23 protein-coding genes are annotated in these 23,419 nt (G+C 65.8%); 7 read left to right on the top strand and 16 right to left on the bottom strand.

Annotated features, from left to right (window positions below):
- On the bottom strand, nucleotides 1-995 hold a 995-nt coding region (locus NP3_RS08650), incomplete at its 3' end, for a phosphotransferase family protein (protein WP_245720858.1).
- 29 nt (nucleotides 996-1,024) lie between these two features.
- A complete protein-coding gene (locus NP3_RS08645) occupies nucleotides 1,025-2,326 on the bottom strand; it encodes an acyl-CoA dehydrogenase family protein (protein ID WP_063039505.1) in 1,302 nt (433 codons plus the stop codon).
- Between the two features lie 88 nt (nucleotides 2,327-2,414).
- On the opposite strand from NP3_RS08645, the gene NP3_RS08640 reads away from it, so the two are divergent.
- Both NP3_RS08640 and NP3_RS08635 read left to right on the top strand, forming a co-directional pair.
- The gene (locus tag NP3_RS08640) at nucleotides 2,415-2,885 is read left to right on the top strand and encodes a VOC family protein (protein WP_063039503.1); all 471 of its coding nucleotides are present in this window, start codon (nucleotides 2,415-2,417) and stop codon (nucleotides 2,883-2,885) included.
- Nucleotides 2,882-3,706, top strand: a complete 825-nt coding sequence (locus NP3_RS08635) for an SDR family oxidoreductase (protein ID WP_063039501.1) — start codon at nucleotides 2,882-2,884, stop codon at nucleotides 3,704-3,706. Before NP3_RS08640 ends, NP3_RS08635 begins: the two co-directional genes overlap by 4 nt.
- 45 nt (nucleotides 3,707-3,751) lie before the next feature.
- On the opposite strand, the gene NP3_RS08630 is transcribed toward NP3_RS08635, so the two are convergent.
- Nucleotides 3,752-4,927, bottom strand: a complete 1,176-nt coding sequence (locus tag NP3_RS08630) for an amidohydrolase family protein (protein WP_063039499.1) — start codon at nucleotides 4,925-4,927, stop codon at nucleotides 3,752-3,754.
- 350 nt (nucleotides 4,928-5,277) lie between these two features.
- On the opposite strand from NP3_RS08630, the gene NP3_RS08625 reads away from it, so the two are divergent.
- The gene (locus tag NP3_RS08625; protein WP_063039497.1) at nucleotides 5,278-5,763 is read left to right on the top strand and encodes an MFS transporter; all 486 of its coding nucleotides are present in this window, start codon (nucleotides 5,278-5,280) and stop codon (nucleotides 5,761-5,763) included.
- Nucleotides 5,764-5,776: 13 nt separating this feature from the next.
- Here the strand turns inward: NP3_RS08625 and NP3_RS08620 are convergent, their stop codons facing one another.
- The 13 genes from NP3_RS08620 to NP3_RS08560 form a co-directional block, all read right to left on the bottom strand.
- Nucleotides 5,777-6,631 carry an MlaE family ABC transporter permease gene (locus tag NP3_RS08620; RefSeq protein ID WP_063039496.1) on the bottom strand — a complete coding sequence of 285 codons (855 nt, stop codon included), beginning with the start codon at nucleotides 6,629-6,631 and terminating at the stop codon, nucleotides 5,777-5,779.
- Nucleotide 6,632: 1 nt separating this feature from the next.
- On the bottom strand, nucleotides 6,633-7,475 hold the full coding sequence (locus NP3_RS08615; RefSeq protein WP_157124194.1) for an MlaE family ABC transporter permease: 843 nt from the start codon (nucleotides 7,473-7,475) through the stop codon (nucleotides 6,633-6,635).
- Between the two features lie 4 nt (nucleotides 7,476-7,479).
- Nucleotides 7,480-8,070, bottom strand: coding sequence for an Rv1363c family protein (locus NP3_RS08610; protein ID WP_063039492.1), 591 nt, complete (start codon nucleotides 8,068-8,070; stop codon nucleotides 7,480-7,482).
- A gap of 28 nt (nucleotides 8,071-8,098) precedes the next feature.
- Nucleotides 8,099-9,394, bottom strand: coding sequence for an MlaD family protein (locus NP3_RS08605; protein WP_157124192.1), 1,296 nt, complete (start codon nucleotides 9,392-9,394; stop codon nucleotides 8,099-8,101).
- The gene (locus NP3_RS08600) at nucleotides 9,391-10,503 is read right to left on the bottom strand and encodes an MCE family protein (RefSeq protein ID WP_063039490.1); all 1,113 of its coding nucleotides are present in this window, start codon (nucleotides 10,501-10,503) and stop codon (nucleotides 9,391-9,393) included. The genes NP3_RS08605 and NP3_RS08600 overlap by 4 nt, the downstream gene beginning before the upstream one ends.
- A complete protein-coding gene (locus NP3_RS08595) occupies nucleotides 10,500-11,612 on the bottom strand; it encodes an MCE family protein (RefSeq protein ID WP_084508344.1) in 1,113 nt (370 codons plus the stop codon). Before NP3_RS08595 ends, NP3_RS08600 begins: the two co-directional genes overlap by 4 nt.
- Nucleotides 11,609-12,661, bottom strand: a complete 1,053-nt coding sequence (locus NP3_RS08590) for an MCE family protein (protein WP_063039489.1) — start codon at nucleotides 12,659-12,661, stop codon at nucleotides 11,609-11,611. The genes NP3_RS08595 and NP3_RS08590 overlap by 4 nt, the downstream gene beginning before the upstream one ends.
- 4 nt (nucleotides 12,662-12,665) lie before the next feature.
- Nucleotides 12,666-13,703 carry an MCE family protein gene (locus tag NP3_RS08585; protein WP_063039488.1) on the bottom strand — a complete coding sequence of 346 codons (1,038 nt, stop codon included), beginning with the start codon at nucleotides 13,701-13,703 and terminating at the stop codon, nucleotides 12,666-12,668.
- Nucleotides 13,700-15,001 (bottom strand): MlaD family protein, encoded by a 1,302-nt coding sequence (locus NP3_RS08580; protein WP_245720857.1) that lies wholly within the window; start codon nucleotides 14,999-15,001, stop codon nucleotides 13,700-13,702. Before NP3_RS08580 ends, NP3_RS08585 begins: the two co-directional genes overlap by 4 nt.
- A gap of 19 nt (nucleotides 15,002-15,020) precedes the next feature.
- On the bottom strand, nucleotides 15,021-16,316 hold the full coding sequence (locus NP3_RS08575) for a cytochrome P450 (RefSeq protein ID WP_063039486.1): 1,296 nt from the start codon (nucleotides 16,314-16,316) through the stop codon (nucleotides 15,021-15,023).
- A 22-nt stretch (nucleotides 16,317-16,338) separates the two neighbouring features.
- The gene (locus NP3_RS08570) at nucleotides 16,339-16,683 is read right to left on the bottom strand and encodes a 2Fe-2S iron-sulfur cluster-binding protein (RefSeq protein WP_063039507.1); all 345 of its coding nucleotides are present in this window, start codon (nucleotides 16,681-16,683) and stop codon (nucleotides 16,339-16,341) included.
- 361 nt (nucleotides 16,684-17,044) lie between these two features.
- On the bottom strand, nucleotides 17,045-17,758 hold the full coding sequence (locus NP3_RS08565; RefSeq protein ID WP_063824717.1) for a TetR/AcrR family transcriptional regulator: 714 nt from the start codon (nucleotides 17,756-17,758) through the stop codon (nucleotides 17,045-17,047).
- A gap of 35 nt (nucleotides 17,759-17,793) precedes the next feature.
- Nucleotides 17,794-18,867, bottom strand: a complete 1,074-nt coding sequence (locus NP3_RS08560; RefSeq protein WP_063039485.1) for an XdhC family protein — start codon at nucleotides 18,865-18,867, stop codon at nucleotides 17,794-17,796.
- A 320-nt stretch (nucleotides 18,868-19,187) separates the two neighbouring features.
- Here NP3_RS08560 and NP3_RS08555 point away from each other — a divergent pair, with 320 nt between their 5' ends.
- From NP3_RS08555 to NP3_RS08540, 4 genes are all read left to right on the top strand, one after another.
- Nucleotides 19,188-21,560 (top strand): xanthine dehydrogenase family protein molybdopterin-binding subunit, encoded by a 2,373-nt coding sequence (locus NP3_RS08555; protein WP_063039484.1) that lies wholly within the window; start codon nucleotides 19,188-19,190, stop codon nucleotides 21,558-21,560.
- On the top strand, nucleotides 21,557-22,432 hold the full coding sequence (locus NP3_RS08550) for an FAD binding domain-containing protein (protein ID WP_063039482.1): 876 nt from the start codon (nucleotides 21,557-21,559) through the stop codon (nucleotides 22,430-22,432). Before NP3_RS08555 ends, NP3_RS08550 begins: the two co-directional genes overlap by 4 nt.
- Entirely contained in the window at nucleotides 22,425-22,910 is a 486-nt protein-coding gene (locus tag NP3_RS08545) for a (2Fe-2S)-binding protein (protein ID WP_063039480.1), read from the top strand. Before NP3_RS08550 ends, NP3_RS08545 begins: the two co-directional genes overlap by 8 nt.
- Nucleotides 22,907-23,419: SRPBCC family protein (locus NP3_RS08540; protein ID WP_063039479.1), on the top strand; the 513-nt coding region annotated here is incomplete at its 3' end. The genes NP3_RS08545 and NP3_RS08540, both read left to right, overlap by 4 nt.

Below are 23,419 nucleotides of genomic sequence, written 5' to 3'. Positions count from 1 at the left end.
CATGACTTGTACTCCGTACTCTCGGCCAATTCGGCGGCGGCGCGCATGGTGTCGACCACGATCGGCCCGAACGCCGCCAGCTTGACGTCACCCTTGGCGCGTTGGAAACCGCGCTCGAGCACGATTGCCAGCTTCCATTTGGCCAGGATCAGGTAGTAGTCGATATCGTCGACCTGGCGTCCGGACACCTGCGCGTAGTGCGTGAGCATCTGGTCACGCGAAGGCATGTACTGCATATTGGCGTAGCCCTTGGTGGCAACGGCCGGGTCGCTGGTGTCTTCCGGCCACCCCTGCAGCATCCAGCCCAGATCGAGCTTTGGGTCGCCGACCGTCCCCATCTCCCAGTCCACCAGGGCCGCGAGCCGCGCCGGTCCGCCGTGTTGGAACATCACATTGGCGAACTGGTAGTCGCCGTGCATCAGGCCGGGAATGTAGTCCAGCGGGCGGTGGGTGCGCAGCCATTCGGTGGCCACATCCATGCCGTCGAGCGTGCGCGCGCCATCGATCTTGTCGTAGAAGCTCAGCCACCGCGATACCTGTCGCTCGTGGTAGCCGTCCGGGCGGCCCAGATCCTGCAGGCCCTTCGCCTGCCAATCCACCTTGGACAGCAATGCGATTCCCTCGGCCAGCTGGTAGCCGAGTCCGGCCCGCGCCTGCAGGTCGGAGTCGAAGGGCTCCGGCCAGACGCCGCGATGGTCCATCGGCGACCAGCCGTCGACGAAGCCCATCAGGTAGAAGGTGCGGCCGAGCACGCCGGAGTCGGTGCAGACTCCGACGGCGGCGGTATGCGGGACATCGGTGCCTTCGAGCGCCTCGATGATCCGCCACTCGCGCAGAATGCCCGCATCCCGTTCGGCGGGCGCCTCGGCAGGTGGGATGCGCAGCACGCTGATGTGTTCGCCACGGCGGATCTGATAGATCTCGTTCTGGGTACCGCCGGACAGGAAGCGGGTTTCGAGGGGGTCGCCCTTACCGGGCAGGCCCTGGCCGTCCATCCAATCGGCGAGCCGGGTGGTATCGATGCTCACTGGTTCCCTACTTCGTGCTCGAGATATTCGGCGAACTTCGCCCGGGCGGCTTCCTGCTTTCCGGGAATCCATTCGGTGGGCCACATGCCGTCAGTGGGCTCGTAGTCGCGCAACACCTGCTTGGCCACGGTGGTCTTGTGCACCTCGGTCGGCCCGTCGGCCAGCCCCATGACACCGGCTCCGTGGATCATCCGGAAGAACGGCATCTCGTTGGTGGTGCCCAGGGCGCCGTGCACTTGCATTGCGCGCCAGGCGATATCGTGCAGCACCGTCGGCATGACGATCTTGGCCGTGGCGATGTCCTTGCGGACCTTCTTGTAGTCGTTGTACTTGTCGATCTTCCAGGCGGTGTGCAGTACGAACAGCCGGAACTGGGCCAGCTGGGCGTAGGAGTCGGCGATATAGCCCTGTACGAACTGCTTATCGGCCAACCTGCTGCCCGCGGTGGTCCGCGACAGGGCCCGCTCGCACATCATGTCGATGGCCTTCTGCGCGAGCCCGATGGTGCGCATCGCATGGTGGATGCGGCCGCCGCCGAGGCGGGTCTGCGCGATGACGAAGGCCTGGCCCTCGCCGCCGAGCAGGGATTCGGCTGGCACGCGCACGTTTTCGTAGTGGATCAGTGCGTGGCTGCCGTCGTTCAGCGGCTCGCCGTAGAGGCCGACGTTGCGCACGATATTGATGCCCGGGGTGTCGGTCGGCACGAGGAACATCGACATGCCCTTGTAAGGGCTGACGTCCGTATTCGTCACCGCCATGACGATCAGGAATGAGGCGGTTCGGGCGTTGGAGGAGAAGTACTTCCAGCCGTTGATGATCCAGTCGTCGCCGTCGCGCACCGCCCTGGTCTGGAATTGGGTCGGGTCGGCACCGGCCTGCGGTTCGGTCATCGAATAGCTGGAGAACAGCTCACCGTCCAGCAGCGGCTGCAGGTAGCGCTGCTTCTGGTCGGCCGTCCCGTAGTGGGCGATGATCTCGGCATTGCCGGTATCGGGCGCCTGACAGCCGAAGACGATCGGCGCCCAGGACGAGCGGCCCAGAATCTCGTTCAGCAGGGCCAGTTTCAGCTGTCCATAACCTTGGCCGCCGAGGTCCGGGCCCAGATGCGTGGCCCACAGACCCTGACGCCGTACCTCCTCCTTCAGTGGCTGGATCGCCTTGCGCCGTGTCCCGTCGAGTGGCACGAACTGCTCGTGCTCCCAGACCAGATCGAGTGGTTCGACTTCCGCGCGCACGAACTCGTCGGCCCAGTCCAGCTTCTTCTGATACTCCGGATCAGTCTCGAAATCCCATGCCATTGCATCTCCTCTCGCATGATGAGAATATGCTTCTCGTGAACCGGAATGCAATTCTTCCAGGAATTTCGAGCCGAATGGAGGTCCTGTCGTGAGGGCCGAGGATCAGTTCCATATCGGGATCGTCGCGGCGGACTTCGAGGCCACCATGGCGACGTTGTCGGAGGTACTCGGATACGAGTGGGGGCCGGAGATCGGCGGACCGGTGTCGGTAGACCTGCCCGACACCCGGGCCGCGGTCCTGGAAATGAGATGCCGATACTCCACGACCGTTCCGCGCCTCGAGATCGTGCGCAGCATCGCGGGCACGCTGTGGGAACCGGCCGGGCCAGCTGGACTCCACCACGTCGGGTACTGGTCCGACGATGTGGCCGCCGATGCTGCGGAGCTGGTGCGGCACGGCTACGTCACCGAGGCCACCCGGCCCGGCGCCGACGGGCAGCTGTTCTTCGCATTCCTGCGCGGGGCCGACGGCTTTCGGGTGGAACTGGTCGACCGGGCCGTGGAATCGAGCCTGGCCCAGTGCTGGGCCGCGCCCAGGACCGATCGGAGTGACACGTGAAAACAGTGGGTATCGCGACGGGCGCGGGTCGCGGTATGGGCTATGCCTGCGCACAACGACTGGCCGAGATGGTCGACATACTGCTCCTGGTGGATCGGGACGCGGCCGCCGCGGCTGCTGCGCGGGACCAGTTGGCCGAAAATGGCGGTGCCGCAGTCGAAGCGGTGGAGCTCGACGTCACCGACGCCGAAGGGCTGGCGCGGCTCGCCGAACGGGTGGATCGGCACGGCGCACTGCGAGCTGTCGCCCATGCCGCCGGTATCTCTCCGACGATGGGTGACTGGCGCCGGATCTTCACCGTCGATCTGATCGGGACCGCGCTGCTCGCGCAGGCCCTGCGCCCGCTGGCCGTAACCGGCACGGCCATGGTGTGTTTCGCTTCGATGGCTCCGCTGCTCGATCCTGTCGCGCCGGACCCGGCCGGTCTCGCGGTCGTGGACGATCCGCTCGATGAGAAGTTTCTCGACCGCATCCACGATGCGCTCGGCCCCGCCGTCGAGGCTCCCGGTCTCGCCTACAGCTGGGCGAAACGCGGCGTGCACCGCTTCGTGGCACATGAGGCGGTGCGCCTCGGCCCGGTCGGCGCGCGCATCTGCTCGGTCTCACCCGGCATCATCGACACCCCGCAGGGCCGCCAGGAAGCCGACAACCATCCGAGCATGGCGGCGCTGGTGCAGCGAACACCGTTGCGGCGCAGGGGTTCCGCGGACGAAGTCGCCGCCGCGGTCGCATTCGCGCTGTCGGACCAGGCGAGCTTTCTCAACGGTATCGACCTGCTCGTGGACGGCGGCGCGATGGCGGCGGTGCGGACAGCCGGTTAGTCCCTGGTGCCCGCGCCGCAAACAGCAACGCGGGCAACGGGATAACTACACGTTCAGCAGCCGGGCCAGGTTGCCGCCCATGATCTTCGCCTGGTCGTCCAGAGGGAGATCTTTGATCTCGTTGACGTAGCGTGCGGGTTCGGCCAGTCCCTCCGGATGCGGATAATCCGATCCGAACAGCACGTGGTCGGCCCCGATGAGATCCGACAGCGCGACCAGATCCTCCTCCCAGAACGGGCTGACGTGGATCTTCTTGACCGCCTCGACCGGATCGCCGGGGAAGCCCTGCGGGGCCTTCTTGTAGACCTTGGCGAGGGTCTCCAGCAGTCCGGGCAGCCATTCGGCGCCGTTCTCGATGACCGCGATCTTCAGCTCCGGGAACCGGAAAAGTGCGCCGTGGCAGACCCAGGACGCCATCGCGTCACGGATCGGCTGCCACTCGTTGATCATCTTGAAGGTGTTGGTCACGAACGGCAGCATCTCCTGCTGGCGGCCGTCCCATTCGGAGGCGAAGCGGGAATATCCGCTGTCGGAGGAGTGCATGGTCACCAGCACGTCCAGTTCGACCACGCGCTTCCAGAACGGATCGAATTCCGGCAGTGCGAACGAGCGCGGTCCGCGCATGCCGGGCACCGGTGCCGGTCGGACCAGGATCGCCCGAGCGCCGCGCTCGACCACCCACTCCAGCTCCTCGATCGCCTTCTCCACGATGGGCAGGCTGATCACCGGCACGGTGAAGATGCGGTCGGAGTAGTTGAACGACCAGGTCTCGTACAGCCACTGGTTGAGCGAATGTACGACCGCGTGGATCAGCTCCGGATCGTCCTTCATGCGCTCCTCGACCAGACTGGCCAAGGTCGGGAACATCAGGGCGCGGTCGATCTGGAGCTCGTTCATCAGTTCCAGGCGGGGCGCCGGTTCGCGGAAGGCGGGCGTCGAGCGGATCGGCTTGCCGAAGATCTCGCGCATGCTCTTGCCCTCGGGATTGCCGTTCTTGAAGTACTCCTCCATCGCCCCCGGAGGCGCGACCACATCGAAGGTCGGGTTGGGGATGTATTCGCTGATCTGGCCGCGGATCGCGATTTTGGTGCGACCGTCGACCTCGACGTACTTGACCGCGTTTCGATAGTGCTTGGGAAGGTAAGTGGTCAGCGCCTCCTTCGTCTCGTACAGGTGGTTGTCGGCGTCGAACAGCGGGTAGGGCAGATCCCATTTGGGCATGAAACTCTCCTTCGCATATTAGGAGAATTTTATTCTCACGACTGCGCGGCGTTCAACAGTTGGGGCGAAGTATCGGCCGTCGCCGCGATCCGCGCTGCCTACGCCTCCCGGGCGGCCACCGTAGGTCCCGGTTCGCTCACCGAGCGCAGTCGAAACGCGGCACAACACGCCCAGCCGCACCGCCATATGACTGCGCTCGACGGATCTCGATTACCTCAGAAGCCAGCTGGACGCGGCAGGATTTGTTGATGGCTCGGTCGAGGTCCAAGAGAGTTTCTGTCGAAAGGGTGGAGAAAAGAATTCATGACAGCAGACAAAGCTCTTCAGGGTGATATTCGCAGGCGCTCCATATGCTGCTCGCGCTGTTCTTCGTCGTCGAATTCAAGGTCAGTCGGCCGATCATCGCGATCACCGCCTTCGCGCTGCTCACCGTGGCCGCCGTCGGATTCGCCGTCGTCCCCTACAGTTGGACCGCCTACCTGGCTTGCTACCTCGTCGGCGGAATCGGGAGCGGCTTCCTCTACACCGCGCTGCCGAACCTGATCGTCGAGGCGGTGCCCGCGGAACAACAGGGCATCAGCGCTGGCATGCTCGGTGTCGTGCAGAGTATGGGCTCCGGCATCGTCATCGCCATCACCACCGCCCTGCTCAACAACAACCCGGTCGAGGCCCACATAGACGTGGCAGGTCACGCCTCGACCCAGGTCATCCCACAGGTGTTCACCGACCGCGGCTATACCCAGAGCTTCTGGCTCGTGACCGGTACCACGATCGTGGCGTTGGCGATCGCGGTGCTGATGCGTCACGGCCGCAAACCCGCCACCGGAGGCGTGTAGCCGGGCGGCGCGGTCACCCGCTGATGCGCGCTCCCGAATCGAAGCCCCAAAGTGCCAGCGTCATCAGCAGATTGACGCAGATCATGACGGTGATGCTGGCGCGCATCGCACGACCGGCGGCAATGCCGACGCCGACCGGACCGCCCGCGGAGTAATAGCCGAAGTAGCACTGGATGGTTGTCGTGATCACGACGAAGACGACGGCCTTGGCCAGCGAATACATGACGTCGGTCGCGCTGAGCACCATGCGGAAGTAGTGGTCGTAGGTGCCGGGCGATTGGCTGCCCGCGACGCCGATGGCCACCTCGACCGCGACGAAATTCATTGCCAGACAGACGAGATAGAGCGGAACGATGGCGGCCACCGAGGCCATGAGACGCGTGGTCACCAGGTAGGGGATGGACCGGATGGCGAGTGTTTCCATCGCGTCGATTTCCTCGGCGATGCGCATGGCGCCGAGTTGGGCGGTGAATCTGCAGCCCGCCTGGGACGCGAAGGCGATGGAAGCCATGATCGGAGCCAGTTCGCGCGTCGACGCGGTCGCCGAGACCAGGCCTGTCGCCGGGCCGATGCCCAGCAATTTCAGTGCGCTGTAGCCCTCGATCCCCACCAGTGCACCGCCGCTCGCGCCGAGCACGACAATGATGCCCGCCGTACCGCCGCCGACGATGAGAGATCCGTTGCCCCAGGTGATGTCGGAGATCAGCCGCAGTAGTTCCCTGCGGTAGTGGCGCAGGACGACCGGAATGGAGGCGAGCGCGCGCAGGAAGAATATGGCCATATGCCCGAGGCGCATGGCTCCGCGCAAGGGTGCGTCGGCGACGCGGAGCACCTGCCTGATGTGCAGCGGATAGTACGGTGCGGCCATCTCAGAGCGCCTGCCGTGGGAAGAGCATGGTGTACATCTGGGTGAAGCCCACGTTCACCACCATGAGCAGCACGATCGAGGCGACCACGGTGGCGTTGACCGAATTCGCGACACCGCCGGGACCGCCCTTGGTGCTCAATCCCTTCTGGCACGCGACGACGGTCACGATAAGCCCGAACACCACGGCCTTGACCACCGCCAGGTACATATCGCCGATGCGCGCGAACGAGGAGAAGGTGGCGATGAAACTACCGGGCGTACCGCCCTGGACATAGACATTGAACATATATCCGGCGAGGAATCCGACGAAGGCGCTCAGCCCGGTCAGCCCGACCGCGACCAGCACTCCGGCGGCCACCCGCGGCACCACCAGCTTGCGCAGCACCGAAACACCCATCACCTCGAGTGCATCGATCTCTTCTCGGATGGTGCGGGACCCGAGATCGGCGCAGATCGCCGAGCCGACCGCCGCCGCAAGCAGCATCGCCGTTACCACCGGCGCCGCCTGGCGGATGACCGCGAGACCGCTGGCCGCCCCGGCCAGCGAGGTCGCGCCGACCTGACCCGCGATCAGTCCGAATTGGATCGAGAGGGTCGCGCTGATCGGCAATGCGACCGCGACGGTCGGCAGGTAGGAGGTTTTGATCATGAAAGCGGCCTGCCGCACGAACTCCTTGAATGCGAAACGGCCTGTCGCGACGTCGATTACGAGATACTGCACGGCTCGCACACCCAGAATGAACTGGGCGCCAACGGTATCGAGCGATGCGACGGGATGACGGTGCAGATAACCGCGTCCCCAGTTCCTTATCCGTGTGACCGAGGGGGCGGTGGATTGATCGATCACATCACACCAATTCCACTTTGCTGGCCAGCCAGCTGTCGCCGACCCGTTGCATGGTCATGACCATGCGGCTGCGATCGATCCGTGGATCGGGGCTCACCGAGTTGGTGACCTCTTGATCGACGAACAGCATCACCTCGACCCGGTCCTTCGTCGCCGACTTGATACTGAAGCCCACCACCTTTCCCTTGCTCACCGCATTGTTCTGGACCAGCAGCGTCTCGAGTTGGTTGCTCGACTGCGTATAGGTGTCCTTGAATTCACCAGTCGCACCGCTGAGGACGGCGGCGAAATTCTGATCGATGTGCTGGGAATCGATGCTGGTCAGCGTGATCGCGTAGTTCTGCGCAGTGGTCGCGGCCTGCCGGGCCGCGGCATCGACCTCGTCGCGGTCGTGCAGTTTCCAGCCGAGAATGCCCGCGAGCACCGATGCCGATACCGTGACGGCAGCGATGGCGCCCACCGCGGCGCGAGGTACCCAGGGACGTCGCCGAAACGGCGGCGCGGCCTCCTCGTCCACGGCCGAGTCCTCGGCCTTCGAATCCGAATCGGTTGTGTCGGTAGCGGTTTCCGTCTCCAGCGCTGGTTGCTTCATCGAAACTCCTGGCCTTCGTTGTTATTTGCTACTTCGGCGGTACATATGCCGGAACGGGTACGCCGCCATAGGGTGTCGGGACCGACAGCGGGCCCTGCGGTGTCGGATCGGCGGTCGCCAGCGGATCGACTCCGGGCGGTGGGTGTGCGGTGTCGTCGCCGGGGGGCCGTGGTGCGTTGCGCGCGCCACGCGGCACGAGCGTCGGATCCGGGTCGGTGCAGTAGGCGTACAAGTAGGGCTCGGGATGGTCCGCGACGGTGATGGGTAGGCGAGGAAGGTTGTAGTCGCACTGCTTTCGCGGATAGATGCTGGCGATCGCCCACACCGCGCCGTCGTGGAATGCGGTGCCGAGCGCGTCCGCCGCGGACCCGGGCCGATGCGTGGGGAAGAACAGATTGTTCATGGCAGGCACGTGCACATACGACATCTGGGCCACGGTCGCGAGATTGCCGAGTAGTTGCACCATGGTCGGGGAGTTGTCGGCGATGATCTGGTCCATCGTCCGCAGCATCTCCGGCGCGGTGTCGACCAGGGTTTCGAACCCGCCCGTCATCGAATTCACCCCGGCGAGAGTGCGTTCGAGATCGGCCGCGGTAATCGCGAGGCCAGGTCCGAGGTCGCGTGCGGTGCCGAGCACCACCTCGCTGTTGCGCAACAGGCTGACGGTCTGCGGGAGTACCGCACCGAGGGTGGTGATCATGAAGGCGCCGCCATCGATGATCGCCGCCAGCTTCTCCGGCGCCGCCGAACTCGCACCCAATTCGTGCACGATCGCCTGGAGCTTGTCGGGATCGAGTTGTGCGATGGTACCGGTCAGATCGCCGAGCAACTGGGCCAATTGCACCGGCACCGTGGTCCGGTCGGCGCCGATTACCGCACCGGCGGCCAGATACGGGCCGCTGGAGATGGCGGGGACGAAATCCAGGTATTGCTCACCGGCCGGTGAGAGTCCGGCCACCCGGACCGTGCTGTCGGCCGGGATCTTGGCGCCTGCCTCGATCGATGCGACCGCGACCACTTGACCGCCCACGAGATCGACCGAAGTCACCCGGCCGACCCGGACACCGCGCACTGTGACATCCCGGTCTTGCAGCAGACCACCGGATTGGGTCAGGTGGACGCGGATCTGATACGTCGAGGCGAGCGGGTTCAGCGCGAGCGAACCGAACACGACATACGTCGCGCCCACGATCAGCGTGGCGACCAGGGCGATCAAGGAGACGACGAGCCGATGACGGACCAATCGGTCGGTGACCGCGAGCGCCGCGCTCGCCGCCGACTCCACGCGCACCTCGAGGGACCGATTCAGGTCCGGGCGCTTCATCGTCCCGGCCCGATCACTCGGCCGTACAACCGGCCCAACGTGTATGCCAGCGAACCGGCGAAGTTGGCCCAGTCGGTCTGGTCCGGCACCCGGGCTTCCGGGTTGCCCGGGAAGTTCGGGTCGGGCACCGCGCCGAGCGCTATCTGATAGATATCGGCGTCGGCGCTGGCGGCGGTCGAGTTGGCCACCTTGCCACCGACCAGGGCCAGGGTGTAATTCAACCCGTCGAGGTTGGCGCCGGGGTCGGTCGCGGCGGTGTTGAGTCCGGCGGCGAGATTGTTGAGATCGCTTACCAGACTGCGCTTTCCGGTGCCGTTGATCGACGGGAACTTGGTGAGCTGGCCCGCGATCCGATTCAACTGGGCGGCGATATCCACGATGTCCTGGGTGCTGGCGGCCACGACATCCAGGGCCGGGCCCGCGGCGGCGACTACGTCGTTCACCACCGACTGCTGCGCTGCCACGGTGGCGGTCAGTGCGGCGGTGTCGTGGACGACCGCTCGGATCTGGTCCGATCGCGCCGAGAGGGTCTGGACCAATGCGGTCGTCTGGGCGATCAGTTCCCCCATGCGATCACCCCGCCCGCCGAATTCGGCGCCGAGACCGTTGATCACCTTCGTCAGATCGCGGATCACCCCGCCGTTGACCAGCAATGCCGCCCGCGTGAGCACTTCCTCGATGGTGGCCGCCGCCGAGGTCGACGACTGCGGAATGCTGTCCCCATCGCGCAGCGCCGGGGCGCCCGGAGTCGGATTCGGTGGCGGGTTGAGCGCTACGAACACATCGCCGAGCGGTGTGGCCGAGCGCAATTCGGCGGTCGTGCCCGCCGGTAGGACGACCTCGGATCGGATCCGCAGGGTGACGACGGCCGCATAATCGCGTGCCGTCATGGATTCGACCTCCCCGACATCGGCGCCGTCGACCTTGACCTTGGCCTTGGTCGGGAGATTGAGCGCGTTGGCGAAGGTGGCCGTCACCGCGAAGCTGTGCGATCCGACCGAAGGCGCGGGCAGCGGCATCCGGTCCAGCCCCGCCGAACACCCGCTCGCCGGAGCCACGACCAGGAGTAAGACGGCGGCAGCGGTGAATGTTGCTTTCCTGGTGGTCATTTCGGCAAACCCGCGATTCCGGCCAGCATGGCCACGATGCCGAAGTCCGGCCCCATATCGGACATCTTCCCGGTGTTGCAGCCGAGTTGTTTCAGGTCGAGCAGGTTGCACACCTGCTTCACCATCTGCCCGTCCAACGCGACCTTGTCCACGTTCACGTGCACCCGGCCCGCACCCACATTCGGGTCGATCACGGCATAGGCGTTGTCGACGACCAGTGGGAACAGGTCCATGAATTCCGCGACGTTGCGGTTGTAATCCGACAGACTCTGGAAGATGACGTTGGCTCCGCTCGCGGTACCGGCCAGCGTGCCGCGATTGCGCTGCATGAGATCGGTTGTCCGGGTGAGTATTTCGTTCAGTTTCGCGCCGGTGTCGCCGGTGCCGAGGTTTTGTTCGGCGAGCAGGTCGCTCAGCTGACGGGCCCCGGCGCCGAATTCGCGAATCGTCTGGTCGTTTCTCGCGGCCGCGGCGGTCAGCGCGTCCAGGTTGTTCACCAGGGTGGTTATCGCGTTCTTGGTCGCGGCGCCGTGATCGTCGCCCATGCGCAGCGCGCGGGACAGTTGATCCAGCGCGGCCTTGATCTGCGCGCCGTTGTCGGTCGCCACCGCCGCGCCGACATCGACCGCGTCGGCGATCGGGCCGTGGCCTTGCCCGTCGCCCTGCAGTGACGTGGACAGCTTGTCCGCCATCGCGAGCAGACTGTCGAATTCGACCGGGGTCTTCGTCCGATCGGTCCCCAGCGTCGCCCCGTCCGACAATGTCGGCCCGCCGCGGTAGACCGGAGTGAGTTCGATGTGCCGGTCGGTCAGCACCGAATCCGACACGGTCACCGCCGTGACGTCGGCCGGAATCCGTACCGAGGCATCCACATTCATCGTCACTTCGACATAGGAGCCGCGTTGCGCGACGCTGGCCACCTTGCCGATCCGCATGCCGAGCACATCCACCGGGTTTCCGACGAAGACACCCGCGGCACTGTCGAAATGCGCTGTCACGGTAATGGTTGCGCGATTCAGCTGGGCAAGTGGAGCGCTGGCGGCGCCCGCGATCAGCGCGGTGACCGCGAGTACGAGAACCAGCTTCACCGGGCGGGGTAACGATCTCATCGACAGTCCTCCGAGTAGGGCGGCAGCTGCACCTGCGCGCGCCCGACCAGCGCGCACATGAAGGAGTCGACGAACGCTCCCGAGGACGCGTTGGCGTCCAGTTCCGTGCCGGAGCCGGTCACATCCGCCCAGCTGCGCCAGGGAACCGGAAGGATCTGCAGTATGTTGCGCAGCAGGTCGTCGTGCCGACTGAGCATCTGCACCAGCTGGCTCAGGTTGTCGAGCAGGGATTGAATTTCGGGTTGGTCGTCCACGACGATCGGCTGCAGCGTCCGCACCACATTGCTGGTGGCGGCGATGAGGGCCGTGATGGCCTGCCGTTTCGCCGCGACCTCCCGCAGCAGGTCGCGGCCCTGGTCGACCAGCACGCCGAGGCCGGTCCGCTGGTTCTCGATGACCGTGGTGAGTTGGCTCGTGCTGGTCAGCAGTGTGCCGATCTGCCCGCGACGTTCGGCGATCACGCCGGACAGCGTCGTAATGTTCTGCATCACCGACGGAATCAGCTGCGGCAAACCGTGCAGCTGGGTGGACAGTTCGGTGAGCGCCTGCCCGACCTTGTCGGCGTCGACCTGATCGAAGGTGGTGGTCGCGTCGGCGAGGGCCGACTGCAGATCGTAGGGAACACTGGTCTGCGCCAATGGAATTCGGCCATTCGGCAGGGCGCCGGATCCGGCCGGGGCCAGTTCCACGTACCGATTGCCCAGCAATGTGGTGAGTTTGATCGACGCGGTCGTGGCGGGGCCGAGCGCCACATTGTCGGCGAGGCTCAGCGTTGCCGTCACGCGGTCGCCTGCCAAGCGCAGTCCGACCACGTGGCCCACCGGCACCCCCGCCACGGTCACCTGATCGCCTGCGCCGAGCTGGGCGGCTTGGGCGAAGTCCGCCTCGAGGCGACGTTCACCGATATCCAGCGAATTGACGACCAGCGCGGCGACGACCGCGACGACCAGCAGGGCAATCGCGGTGAATCCGAGCCATGGCCTGCTGAGGTCTTCCAGTTGCCGACGCCCGATTCGCGTGTGGCCCTTGTGATTCCACGGTATGCGCATGTGCTCACCTGCACTTGGAGGTGTGTTGGGCCACCCCGCCGGGGGTCACCGCGTCGACTATTTGCGGAATCAGCGGTGTCAGACCCGGGACGAGCGACAGGGTCACATCGCAGACGTAGGCGTCGATGTAACCGCCTTCCTGCGATATGCGGGCCAGCCCTTTGAGGATCATCGGCAGGTTGTAGCCGAGGTACTCGAACTTCGCCTTGTTGTCCAGGAAGTGCTGTGCGAATCCCGGTTCCCGATTCAGGAAGTCGACGAGGGTGGGCTGGTCGGCGGCCACGATCTGCGAGGCCCGGCCGACCACGACCGCGATCCGGTCCACGGAATCGAACAATGCCTGCCGATTCTGTTGCAGGCCTTCGAAAACCGATCGGGTGCGGTCGATCACGGTGGTCAAATTCCCGCTCTGCTGGGCGAGGTTACCCACGATGGTGGCCAGGTTCGAGATGACCTGGCCGAGCACCTCGTCCGGCCCGGCGAAGGAATCCGCCAGCCGGGTCGTCTCGGCGATCAGCGTGGTGACCGAGCCGTTGTCGCCCTGCAGTGCCTTGATCAGGGCGCCGGTGATGTTGTCGACCGCGGTCCGGTCCAGCGTGCCGAACAGCGGCTCGAAACCGTTGAGCAGCTTGGAGATATCGAACGACGGCTCGGTGTGGTCGACGGGGATTTCGGCGCCCGGTTTCAGAGCGGTGGGGTCGCCGTGGTCGCCCATGGCCACACCGAGATAGCGCTGACCGATCAGGTTCTGATACGTCACCGATACGGTGGTGTTCCCGGTCAGCACCTGATCGCTGTGGATGCGGAAACCGACCCGCGCGAGCGTGCCCGCCAACCCGACCGATTCCACCCGGCCGACCCGCACCCCGGCCATCCGGACGTCATCGCCGACGCGCAGGCCGGATACGTTGGTGAACAGTGCTGAGTATCCGGTGGTCCGGCCGCTGATGCCGCGCTCGAGGGTGACGGCGACCGACCAGCTGAGCAGCGCCGAACTGACGAGGAAGGCGATCAGCACGACCAGTGATCCGCGGTAGCTCATCGGGTGCCCCCGTTCGGGTCCGGTGCGATCGCGACGGTGGCGCCGCGGGCCAGCGGACCGAACAGGATGTCCGCGGCGGCATTGGGTTCGCCGCCGAGGATTTCGGCGATCCGCTCCTGTTCGGCGGCGCTGCCGACCGGCCCGATATCACTGGTCAGCAGGGAGCTCGGTGGCTGGAAGCGGCGTGGATCGAAGCCGGGCGGCAAGCCCTCGGCCGGGGCGGGAGTCGCCGGACCGCTCGCGCAGTTGGGACCGGCCAGCTCGCCGTACCGGGGGCAGTCCGCCGAGGTGTACTGCCGGTTGGGCGTCAGCTGCAGAATGACACGCGCGTTGAGCCGTTGGGTCTGCGGATTCCACAACTCGTTGAATCGGCCGGTCATTCGCGTGAGCGAAGTACTGATCTGCGGAAACTTGCTCGCACCGTCACCGAGTGCGCCGAGGGCCGGTGATATGTGCGTGGTGACGTCGATGATTTTGTCGGTGTTGTGGTCGAGTGCGGTGCCGACGGTACCGAGCGTGTACAGGCCGCCGGACAGCAGCGCGGCGAGTTTCGCCCGCTGCTCCGCCAGCGTCTGCAGCGGGACTATCGCGTAATGCATGGCGTCGAGCAGATCCGGTGCCGTCGACTGGAGTTCACGCATCGCGGACGAGAGCGAGTCGAGCGTGGACGGCGCCGCGTTCACGGATACGACCTTGTCCAGTTCGACGACGATATCGCGCAGCCGTGCCGCCGCATTCTCGATCCCGGCACCGCGCCCCTCGGTGGCTGCGGCGAGGGTCGCCAACATGCCGACCGCGTTGTCGGTATCCTCCCGACCGACTGCGGCGATGATTCGCCGCAGCTGATCGAGCGAGGTCTGCAGGCGCACGGTCGCCAGGCTGTGATCCTGGCTGATCCGGGCACCTGAACTCAGCGGCGCCGCCGCACCGTTGTAGACCAGTTGCACCGAGGGCACCGCGAATACGTTGCTCGGCACCACCCGCGCGGTCACCGTGCCCGGAATCGCCTGCACGAAGTGCGGACTCAGCTCGATTCGGACATCGTTCATGCCGGTTTCGGCGGTCGGCGTCACCGCCGTCACGAACCCGACCCGGACCCCTTGGAATTTCACATCCGACTTGGTGGGCAGCCCATCACCCACATTGGCCATGACGGCGGTCACCGTCACGGTCTTGCGCAGTGCCCCACGGGAATTCGCGACCATCACGGTGGCGGCGGCCGCTAAGACGACGATGCAGCAGACACCGGTCACCAGCAGGCGAACCGAGGAAGGGCCTCGGCCGTCGGGTTCGAACATGATCGACACGAAATCCAACTCACTCTCGCGGCGCGGAGGCGTCTCGTGGCGTGAATCGGATATGTAGATCGGTGAGCCCACGCAGGATGTATGTGGGTTCGTAGCGGTAGCGGCGGTCGTCGGCGGGACCGTGCTCCTCGGCATCGATCGTGATGTCCAGCATCCGATCCAGGATGCGTTCGAGCGATACCCGACCCTCCACTCGCGCCAGCGGACCGCCGGGGCAGGAGTGCACGCCACGGCCGAAGGCCATGTGCTCGCGGAAGTTCGCGCGATCCATGCGGAACTCGTGCGGGTTCTCGAACCGGCTCGGGTCACGGTTGGCCGCGCCGGGGCAGACCATGAGCGTGGATCCGGCCGGTACGTCCACCCCGCCGACCTCGGTGTTGCGGCGCGCGAGCCGGAAGCCGCTCTTGACCGGCGCGTGCATGCGCAATGTCTCCTCGATGAATACCGGGATGCGGCTGCGATCGGCACGCAGCGCCTGCTGCAGCTCCGGATCGTCACCGAGTACGCGTACGGCGGCGGCGAGCAGCTTGGCGGTCGTCTCCTGTCCGGCACCGAATACGAAGGTCGCCGAACGGACCACATCGATGACCTCCGGGGTCGACCCATCCGGATATTTCGCCAGCGCCAGCGAGGTCAGCACATCGTCACGCGGCTCGCGCCGCCGATCACTGATGTAGCCGCTGAACTTTTCGTCGAGCCACTCCAAGGGATTCGTGCCGACCGACACCTTGTCCAGCGCACCGACCTGGCTGCCGGGCCGCTCGGCGCCGAGCACGACCCGGAACTCCTGGTGGTCCTGCTCCGGCACGCCGAGCAGGTCGGCGATCACCAAGAGCGAGAACGGTTTCGCGTACTCGGCGACGAATTCGGAGCGGCCGTTGGCCAGGAATTCGTCGAGCTGGCGGTCGGCCAGCCGCCACATGAACTCCTCGTTCTCCTTCAACCGCGCGGGTGTCAACAGCCGGTTCAGCACCGACCTGGCATAGGTGTGCTCCGGGGGATCCATCGTGACCATGTGTTCACACATGGGCAGCTGGGTGCGGTGCGCCTCGATCTGGGCGTTGATGTCGTCGCCCTCGGGCTCGAACGGCAGCGGTGGGAACGGTCCGCCCACCGCGATGCACGAGGAGAAGGTCTCGGCGTCGCGCATGACCTGGGCGACCTCCTCGTAGCCGGTCACCGCCAGCACGTTGTAGTGCGGCTCCCGCGTCACCGGGCATTTGGCGCGCAAGTGATCGAAATACGGATAGGGATCGGGCACGAGTGCCGGATCGGTGAAGTAGTCGATGGTGTCGAAATCGGTCATCGTCGGCTCCTGGGTCGTGAGATCACGGGTACTGCACGGTGATCGAGGTGGTCTGGGGCACGGCCTGGCAGGTGAGGATGTAACCGGCCGCGACGTCGTCGTCGGTCAGCGCGTCGTTCACCAACATCTCGACCTGCCCGTCGACGAGGGTGGCCATACAGGTTCCGCAGTTGCCTGCCTCGCAGGAAAACGGTGGTGTCAGCCCGGCCCGGCGTGCGGTTTCGAGCACGGTATCGCCGGCTCGGCCGGGCTGTGCGGTCATGGCACCGTCCAAGTGAATTGTCACAATTCCATTTGCCACCGCATGGTGAGGTAGCCCGGGTTCGGCGGGCGCGGGAGTGTGCGGGATCAACATCGATCGCGAAATCACTTTCGTGGGATTATGGCGGCAGCGCATGCGGAGAAAAGCTGCTCGAAATCGAATCCGAGTTTCCGATCCGATTTGCTACGCCGATGATTGTGCGCGCGGTCACAGGTCGGGTCAATAGGTGCGAGCAAATATTTTCCGCGGCTGCCTATTCCTTTTTCCGGCGCGCTGGAATGCACCTTCACCGCATGATAATCGGAGGGTGCATCGAATCGGGGAACCGAAAATTCCGGTCACCCGTCTACCGTAATTCTATTTCTGTTGAACGATCGGATTTCCGATCAGAAATACCACCCCCCGTTGTCGCCCGGCCGCGGTATCGCGGCGGCCCGGCGGATCGTGTGGCTGTGCTCGGGACGTGCTAGCCCGCGTTCGGTCGATGTGCGCCGTCCTGCATCGGCGTATCCGTGTCTCGGTATGGTTCGCGCACGAACGGGGCGGTGACCGCTGGATTCAGTACCAATGGCTGCCGCTTGCCGGTGGCTCTGCGCCGCTCCCGCACGGCCCGGTCCTGGGCCGAGTTGTCCATGGAGAGCCGCCGTACGGTGCGCTCGAGCACCGGCAGGATCTCGTCGACGTCGAGGGTCTTGTCCGCGACCCGCGCGATCAGGGCGTAGATCACATTGGTCAGTATCAGTCCCGTGTCCTCGATGTATTCGGGATCGGCACCGTCGAGGATCTGTCCGGCTACCGGGAGGACGGCGGCGAACCCGTCGACGCTCAGGCGCGCACCGCCCGGGGTCGAGTGGGCCCGGTGGAACGCCTCGAGCATCGTCGGATTGCGCTCCCACGGCTCGAACACGTGCCGCAGCACGCGAATCACGCCGTCCGCGATCGATTCCTCGGGGGTGGGCGGTGCGATGTCGGGATAGGTGTTGGTGACCATCCACTCGTGGACCGCGGCGATGATCAACGCGTCCCGGGTGGGGAACAGCTTGTACACCGTCGCCAGCGATACGTGGGCGCGCCGCGCTACCTCGCGCAGCTGAACGGCGTCGTAGCCATCGGTCTGTAGCAGTGCGAGCACGGTTTTGATGATCTTCTTCGACGGAATCCGTGCTGCTGTCCGACTCACGCGAGAACTGTAACACGGTTACCATAGTAACCGTGTTACTGCCTCGAGGGAACGCTTTCGGCAGGATGGATCGGCCGATCGGTGGCGTGCAGCGGCCGGGTCGAACCACCACGACGGACCGCGACGATTTCGGCTCCGATGGCGACCGCGGCCTCGGCGACGGTCCGTCCGCCCAGGTCAAGGCCGATGGGAGAGTGCAGGCGGGACAGCTCGGCATCGGTGAGGCCGGCCGCGCGCAACCGGGTTCGGCGCTCGGCGTCGGCACGGCGCGAACCCATCGCGCCCACGTAGGCGATCGGCAGGCGCAGTGCGATCTCCAGCAGTGGGATATCGAATTTGGGGTCGTGGGTCAGCACGCACACCACGGTTCTTGCGTCGATCGGAGTGTTTGCGAGGTATTGATGCGGCCAGCGGACGACGACCTCGTCGGCATCCGGAAAACGATCTCGCGTCGCGAATACCGCGCGGGCGTCGCACAGTGGGACCCGATAGCCGAGCAGGCCGCCCACCCGGCACACGGCTGCGGCGAAATCCGTTGCCCCGCAGACGATCATCCGTGGTGGCGGCGCGAAGGACTCGACGAAGAACGTCGATTCCCCTGCGTCGCAGCCGATCGTGCGCACACCGGTGGCGCCGATGTCCAGCATGGCGCGGACCTCGGCGACGACGGCGTCGTCCAAATCCGCCCCGACAGTGCGGCTCGGATCGACCGTGGTCATGGCCCCGCTGCCCAGATCGCGGACCAGCGCCACCGGGCCGGGGGGACGCAGCGCCGCTTCGACGATCGGATGGTCGACCGCGCGCACCCGATGGACGAAAACATCCATGGTGCCGCCGCAGGTCAGGCCGACCGCGAAGGCGTCGGAGTCGTCGTAGCCGAAGCTCGCCCGCATCGGCGTGCCCGATCGCAGCACTTGTCGGCACAGTTCGTATGCGGCGGCCTCGACGCAGCCGCCCGAGATGCTGCCGAGGACGGTCCCGGCGGCGTCGACGGCGAGCGTGGCGCCGACCGGTCGGGGAGCGCTTCCGGTCACCCCGACGACGGTCGCGATCGCGTATTGCGCACCGGTCGCATGCCAACGCAGTAATGACGCGGTCAGTTCCCGCATGATCGACCCTCTCGACGACATTGCGCGATGGCAGGTGCAAGTGGAAGAATCATAAGTGCCCGACAGGAGATCATAATTCTCAGTCAAGACATATTATACTCTTGACACCGTTATAGATGCGGTGCTAGACAATTCCTCAGCAGCGATGAGCGGCTCCGAGGGGAGCCGGATCGCGTTGGTTCGAACGGATTGCGATGCCCTTTTTCCCTGCTCTCAGATTTTCATCGCCCTAGTGCATATTTCTTCCGGCAGAGCGTTTCCCGACACCATTTACCCGGTGGTGGCGGAAACGCTCCGCACAGTGAATGGGAGGCCGCCTGATGACAGATATCGGGATTCGTCAGGTGACGGAAGCGCCGCCGACCGGATTCGTCGGCACCCGGGTGCCCAGGGTCGAAGACCTCCGGTTGGTGACCGGCGCGGGCAGCTTCGTCGACGATGTGCATCGGCCCGGCATGCTGCACGCCTGCTTCGTGCGAAGTCCGATACCGCGTGGTCGCATCGTCGGCATCGATACCGCGGAGGCCGCGGCGCTCGACGGAGTGTATGCCGTGTTCACGGCGGCCGACCTGAATCCGGAAGTGCACCAGTTCTCGTACTCGCTGGACGCCCCGGGACTGCCGTCGGTGCCGCGGCCGCCGCTGGCCGAGGGCGAGGTGCGCTTCGTCGGTGATCCGGTCGCCCTGGTGGTCGCCATCGATCGGTATGTGGCCGAGGACGCGGTCGAGTTGGTGGTCGTCGACTACGAACCGCTCGAGCCGGTCGTCGACTATCGCACGGCACACGAAACCACCGAGCTGGTGCACGCGCAGTGCCCGGGCAACCTGGCCGGTGCGATGAGTGGGCGTCCCGCGGCCGAGCTCGACCCGGTCTTCGACGCGGCGGCACATGTGGTGCGGCAGCAGATCTTTCAGCAGGCGTACGCGCCGGTGCCGATGGAGACGCGGGGTTTGATCGCGGAATGGTGGGCTCCCAGCGGGGAGTTGACGGTCTGGGCATCCACCCAGGTGCCGCACGAGATCCGCGGCTTCTGCGCGCGACTGCTCGGCATCGCCGAACATTCGGTGCGGGTCATCATGCGCGATACCGGCGGTGGCTTCGGGCTGAAGGCCGCGCCGTTGCGCGAGGACGTCTGCATCGTGCTGGCCGCCCGCAAGCTGCCGGTGGCGCTGAAATGGATCGAGGATCGGCAGGAAAACCTGATGGCGGGCGGGATGGCCCGGCATGAGCACGGTGACGCCCGCATGGCCTTCGATGCGGACGGCACCATCCTCGCCGCCGCCATCGACTACGTGCAGAATGTCGGCGCGTATCCGACGCCGTCACCGCTGACGGCCGCCATCCCGGTCGGGATGCTGTTCCCGGGACCGTACCGGGTGCCTGCCGCGACATTCGATGTGCGGCTTATGTATTCGAACACCGTGGGGCGTGTCGCCTATCGCGGTCCCTGGCAGTTCGAGTCGGTGGCCCGTGAGGTGCTGCTGGATACCGCGGCGCGCCGGATGGGGATGGACCCGGTGGCATTGAGGCGACGAAATATGTTGCGACAGGACGAGTTTCCGACGTTCAACCCCAATGGCATGCCGTATTCCGATGTGTCGCCGTCCGAGACGTTCGAGCAGGCACTGGCCATGCTCGACTACGACGCCTTTCGTGACGAGCAGCGAAGCGCCCGGGCCGACGGACGCTATCTCGGGGTCGGCACCTGTACCTACCTCGAACCGACCACCGGCGGCACGCCGCTGCACAGTACCGAAGGCGCGACCATTCGGATCGAACCCTCCGGGAAGGTCAATGTGTATGTGTCGGGCGGATCGTCGGGAAACAGTCTGGAGACCACGGTGGTTCAGCTGACCGCCGACGCGCTCGGTGTGGATATCGCCGATGTCCACACGATTCAAGGTGATACCGCACTGACACCGTTCGGCGGCGGCACCGGCGGCAGCCGGTCGGGTTCCATGCTGGCCGGTGCGATCGCGGAGACGGCCGCCGTACTGCGTGAGCGGATGGTGGCGATCGCCGCGCACAAGCTGGGCGTGCCCGTCGAGGAGGTGGAGTTGACGCGTGGACGGGCGCAGGTCCGTGGCGTGCCCGATGCGGCGATGACGCTGGCCGAGATAGCGGATATCGCCTACTTCAACGGATACGACCTGCCGCCGGGAGTGCCCGCGGGCTTGGAGGCCAGCGGCCGATATCGGACGCCGCACATGATGATCTGGGCCAACGCGACCCATGTGTGCACCTGCGATGTCGACATAGAAACGGGTGCGGTGACATTGCTGCGCTACATCGTCAGCGAGGACTGCGGACCGATGATCAACCCGGATGTAGTGGAGGGCCAGATCTTCGGCGGCACCGTCCAGGGCATCGGCGGCGCGCTGTACGAGCACCTGGCCTACGACGAGAGCGGGAATCCGATCAGCACGACCTTCATGGACTACCTGCTGCCCACCGCGACCGAGGTGCCGGTCATCGAGGTCGGACATGTCGAGACACCGAGCCCAGGTCCGGGCGGTTTCAAGGGAGTGGGCGAGGGCGGCGCCATCGGATCCGCACCGGCGGTGATCAATGCCGTGGTCGATGCCCTCGCACCGTTCGGAGTGGAGGTCGGCCACCTGCCGCTCTCGCCCGCCGCGATCGTGGCACTGGTGGACCGGGCGCGCGCCGATCTAACCGGGACGGTGCAGGCATGAAACCCGCGCCGTTCGAATATCACGCGCCGATCTCCACCGTGGCGGCCGTCGAGCTGCTCGCCGAACTCGGTGACGATGCGAAGCTCATCGCCGGTGGGCAGAGTCTGGTGCCGATGCTGGCATTGCGGTTGGCGGTCCCCGAGCATCTGGTCGACGTGCGCCGCATCGATCAACTGCGCGGTATCGAGTCGCGCGCCGACTCGGTGTGGATCGGGGCGGGGACGACCCACACCGCGGTCGGCCGGTCGGCGGAGATCAACCGGGCGGTGCCACTGCTGGCACGGGCCACCCCGCTGATCGGTCATCCCCAGATCCGCAACCGCGGCACGATAGGCGGCTCGATCGCGCACGCCGATGCCGCGGCCGAATATCCGGCGGTGGCCATGGTTCTCGACGCGCGAATCGAGGCGGAGTCGCCGCGCGGGTGCCGCACACTGTCCGCGTCGGATTTCTTCACCGGGATGTGGAGCACGGAACTGGCGGCCGATGAACTGTTGACCGGGATCGTCTTTCCGGCGCGACGCGGCCGGTGCGGTTTCGCGATCGAGGAATTCGCCCGCCGCAGTGGCGATTTCGCATTGGCGGGTGCTGTCGTGGCCGTCGGTCTCGACGCCGACTCCCGCATAGACCGGTGCGGTATCGGTTTTTTCGGACTCGGACCCACCCCGACCAGGGCCACCGCCCTCGAGGCGGAACTGATCGGACGCGACATCGGCGAAGTCGCTCCCGATGAGGTCGGACATGCGGCGACGGAACCATTGGACGCGGTGCCGTCCGATCTGCACGGCACGGCCGATTACCGCAAACGGGTCGCGGCGGTGATGGTGGCGCGCGCTTGGCGTTCCGCCGTTGAGGAGGCAAGTAATGACTGATATCGATATCGAGGTGCGGGTCAATGGGCGGGCCCGGCGCCATCGGGTGCCACCTCGCCTGACGCTGGCGGACTACCTGCGCGAAATATGTGGGCTGACCGGGACGCACCTGGGCTGCGAGCACGGGGTGTGCGGTGCGTGCACGGTATTGCTGGACGGGCAGGCGGTGCGTGGCTGCCTGGTCCTGGCTGTGCAGGCCGACGGTGCGGAGGTGACGACCGTGGAGGGGATCGCATCGCCGGACGGCCGATTATCCCCGGTGCAGGCCGCGTTCCGAGACTGCCATGGGCTCCAATGCGGTTTCTGCACACCGGGTTTCATCACGAGTGTGACCGCTTTCCTGCAGGAAAGTCCGGACCCGTCCGATGATGAGATCCGAGAAGCACTGTCCGGCAATGTATGTCGCTGCACGGGATATCAGGGGATTGTGAAAGCCGTTCGCGTGGCGGCGGAATCGATTGCGAAGGAGTCCGCATGAAGTTCGAGAACACCTTCAGCATTCCCGCCCCCGCCGCACAAGCCTGGCGGGTGCTGCTCGACCTCGAGCGGATCGCCCCCTGCGTCCCCGGAGCCGCCATCACCGGGCGTGACGGCGACCAATATCGCGGCAAGATCAAGGTCAAACTCGGTCCGGTCACCCTGTCCTACACCGGCACCATCAAGATCGCCGCTCAGGACGAGGCGGCCGGGATCGCGGTGCTCGAGGGCGGCGGGCGAGAGGCGCGCGGCAACGGCACCGCGAAGGCGACGATCACCTGCCGACTCGTCGAATCCGCAGGCGTGACAGATGTTTTCGTCGAAACCGACCTCGCTGTCACGGGTAAACCGGCCCAATTCGGCCGAGGCGCGCTCGCCGAGGTCGCGGGCACGCTCATCGGAACGTTCGCCACCAATCTCGCGGCCGAGATCACCGCCGGGGCGACCACCGAGCCCGAATCCGCCTCAGCTGATGCGCAAATCGAGCGCAGCGCCGAGTCCGACGTGGTC

Source organism: Nocardia pseudovaccinii NBRC 100343, from assembly GCF_001613225.1.
Taxonomy (GTDB): domain Bacteria; phylum Actinomycetota; class Actinomycetes; order Mycobacteriales; family Mycobacteriaceae; genus Nocardia; species Nocardia pseudovaccinii.
The sequence above is the reverse complement of the archived record's forward strand: the minus strand, read 5'-3'. Positions and strand labels throughout refer to the sequence as shown.

Coding starts and splice junctions, on each gene's coding strand:
- NP3_RS08645 (WP_063039505.1), bottom strand. CDS start 2,326: ATGGCATGGGATTTCGAGACTGATCCGGAGTATCAGAAGAAGCTGGAC.
- NP3_RS08630 (WP_063039499.1), bottom strand. CDS start 4,927: ATGCCCAAATGGGATCTGCCCTACCCGCTGTTCGACGCCGACAACCAC.
- NP3_RS08625 (WP_063039497.1), top strand. CDS start 5,278: ATGCTGCTCGCGCTGTTCTTCGTCGTCGAATTCAAGGTCAGTCGGCCG.
- NP3_RS08620 (WP_063039496.1), bottom strand. CDS start 6,631: ATGGCCGCACCGTACTATCCGCTGCACATCAGGCAGGTGCTCCGCGTC.
- NP3_RS08610 (WP_063039492.1), bottom strand. CDS start 8,070: ATGAAGCAACCAGCGCTGGAGACGGAAACCGCTACCGACACAACCGAT.
- NP3_RS08605 (WP_157124192.1), bottom strand. CDS start 9,394: ATGAAGCGCCCGGACCTGAATCGGTCCCTCGAGGTGCGCGTGGAGTCG.
- NP3_RS08600 (WP_063039490.1), bottom strand. CDS start 10,503: ATGACCACCAGGAAAGCAACATTCACCGCTGCCGCCGTCTTACTCCTG.
- NP3_RS08595 (WP_084508344.1), bottom strand. CDS start 11,612: ATGAGATCGTTACCCCGCCCGGTGAAGCTGGTTCTCGTACTCGCGGTC.
- NP3_RS08590 (WP_063039489.1), bottom strand. CDS start 12,661: ATGCGCATACCGTGGAATCACAAGGGCCACACGCGAATCGGGCGTCGG.
- NP3_RS08585 (WP_063039488.1), bottom strand. CDS start 13,703: ATGAGCTACCGCGGATCACTGGTCGTGCTGATCGCCTTCCTCGTCAGT.
- NP3_RS08580 (WP_245720857.1), bottom strand. CDS start 15,001: ATGTTCGAACCCGACGGCCGAGGCCCTTCCTCGGTTCGCCTGCTGGTG.
- NP3_RS08575 (WP_063039486.1), bottom strand. CDS start 16,316: ATGACCGATTTCGACACCATCGACTACTTCACCGATCCGGCACTCGTG.
- NP3_RS08560 (WP_063039485.1), bottom strand. CDS start 18,867: ATGCGGGAACTGACCGCGTCATTACTGCGTTGGCATGCGACCGGTGCG.
- NP3_RS08555 (WP_063039484.1), top strand. CDS start 19,188: ATGACAGATATCGGGATTCGTCAGGTGACGGAAGCGCCGCCGACCGGA.
- NP3_RS08550 (WP_063039482.1), top strand. CDS start 21,557: ATGAAACCCGCGCCGTTCGAATATCACGCGCCGATCTCCACCGTGGCG.
- NP3_RS08545 (WP_063039480.1), top strand. CDS start 22,425: ATGACTGATATCGATATCGAGGTGCGGGTCAATGGGCGGGCCCGGCGC.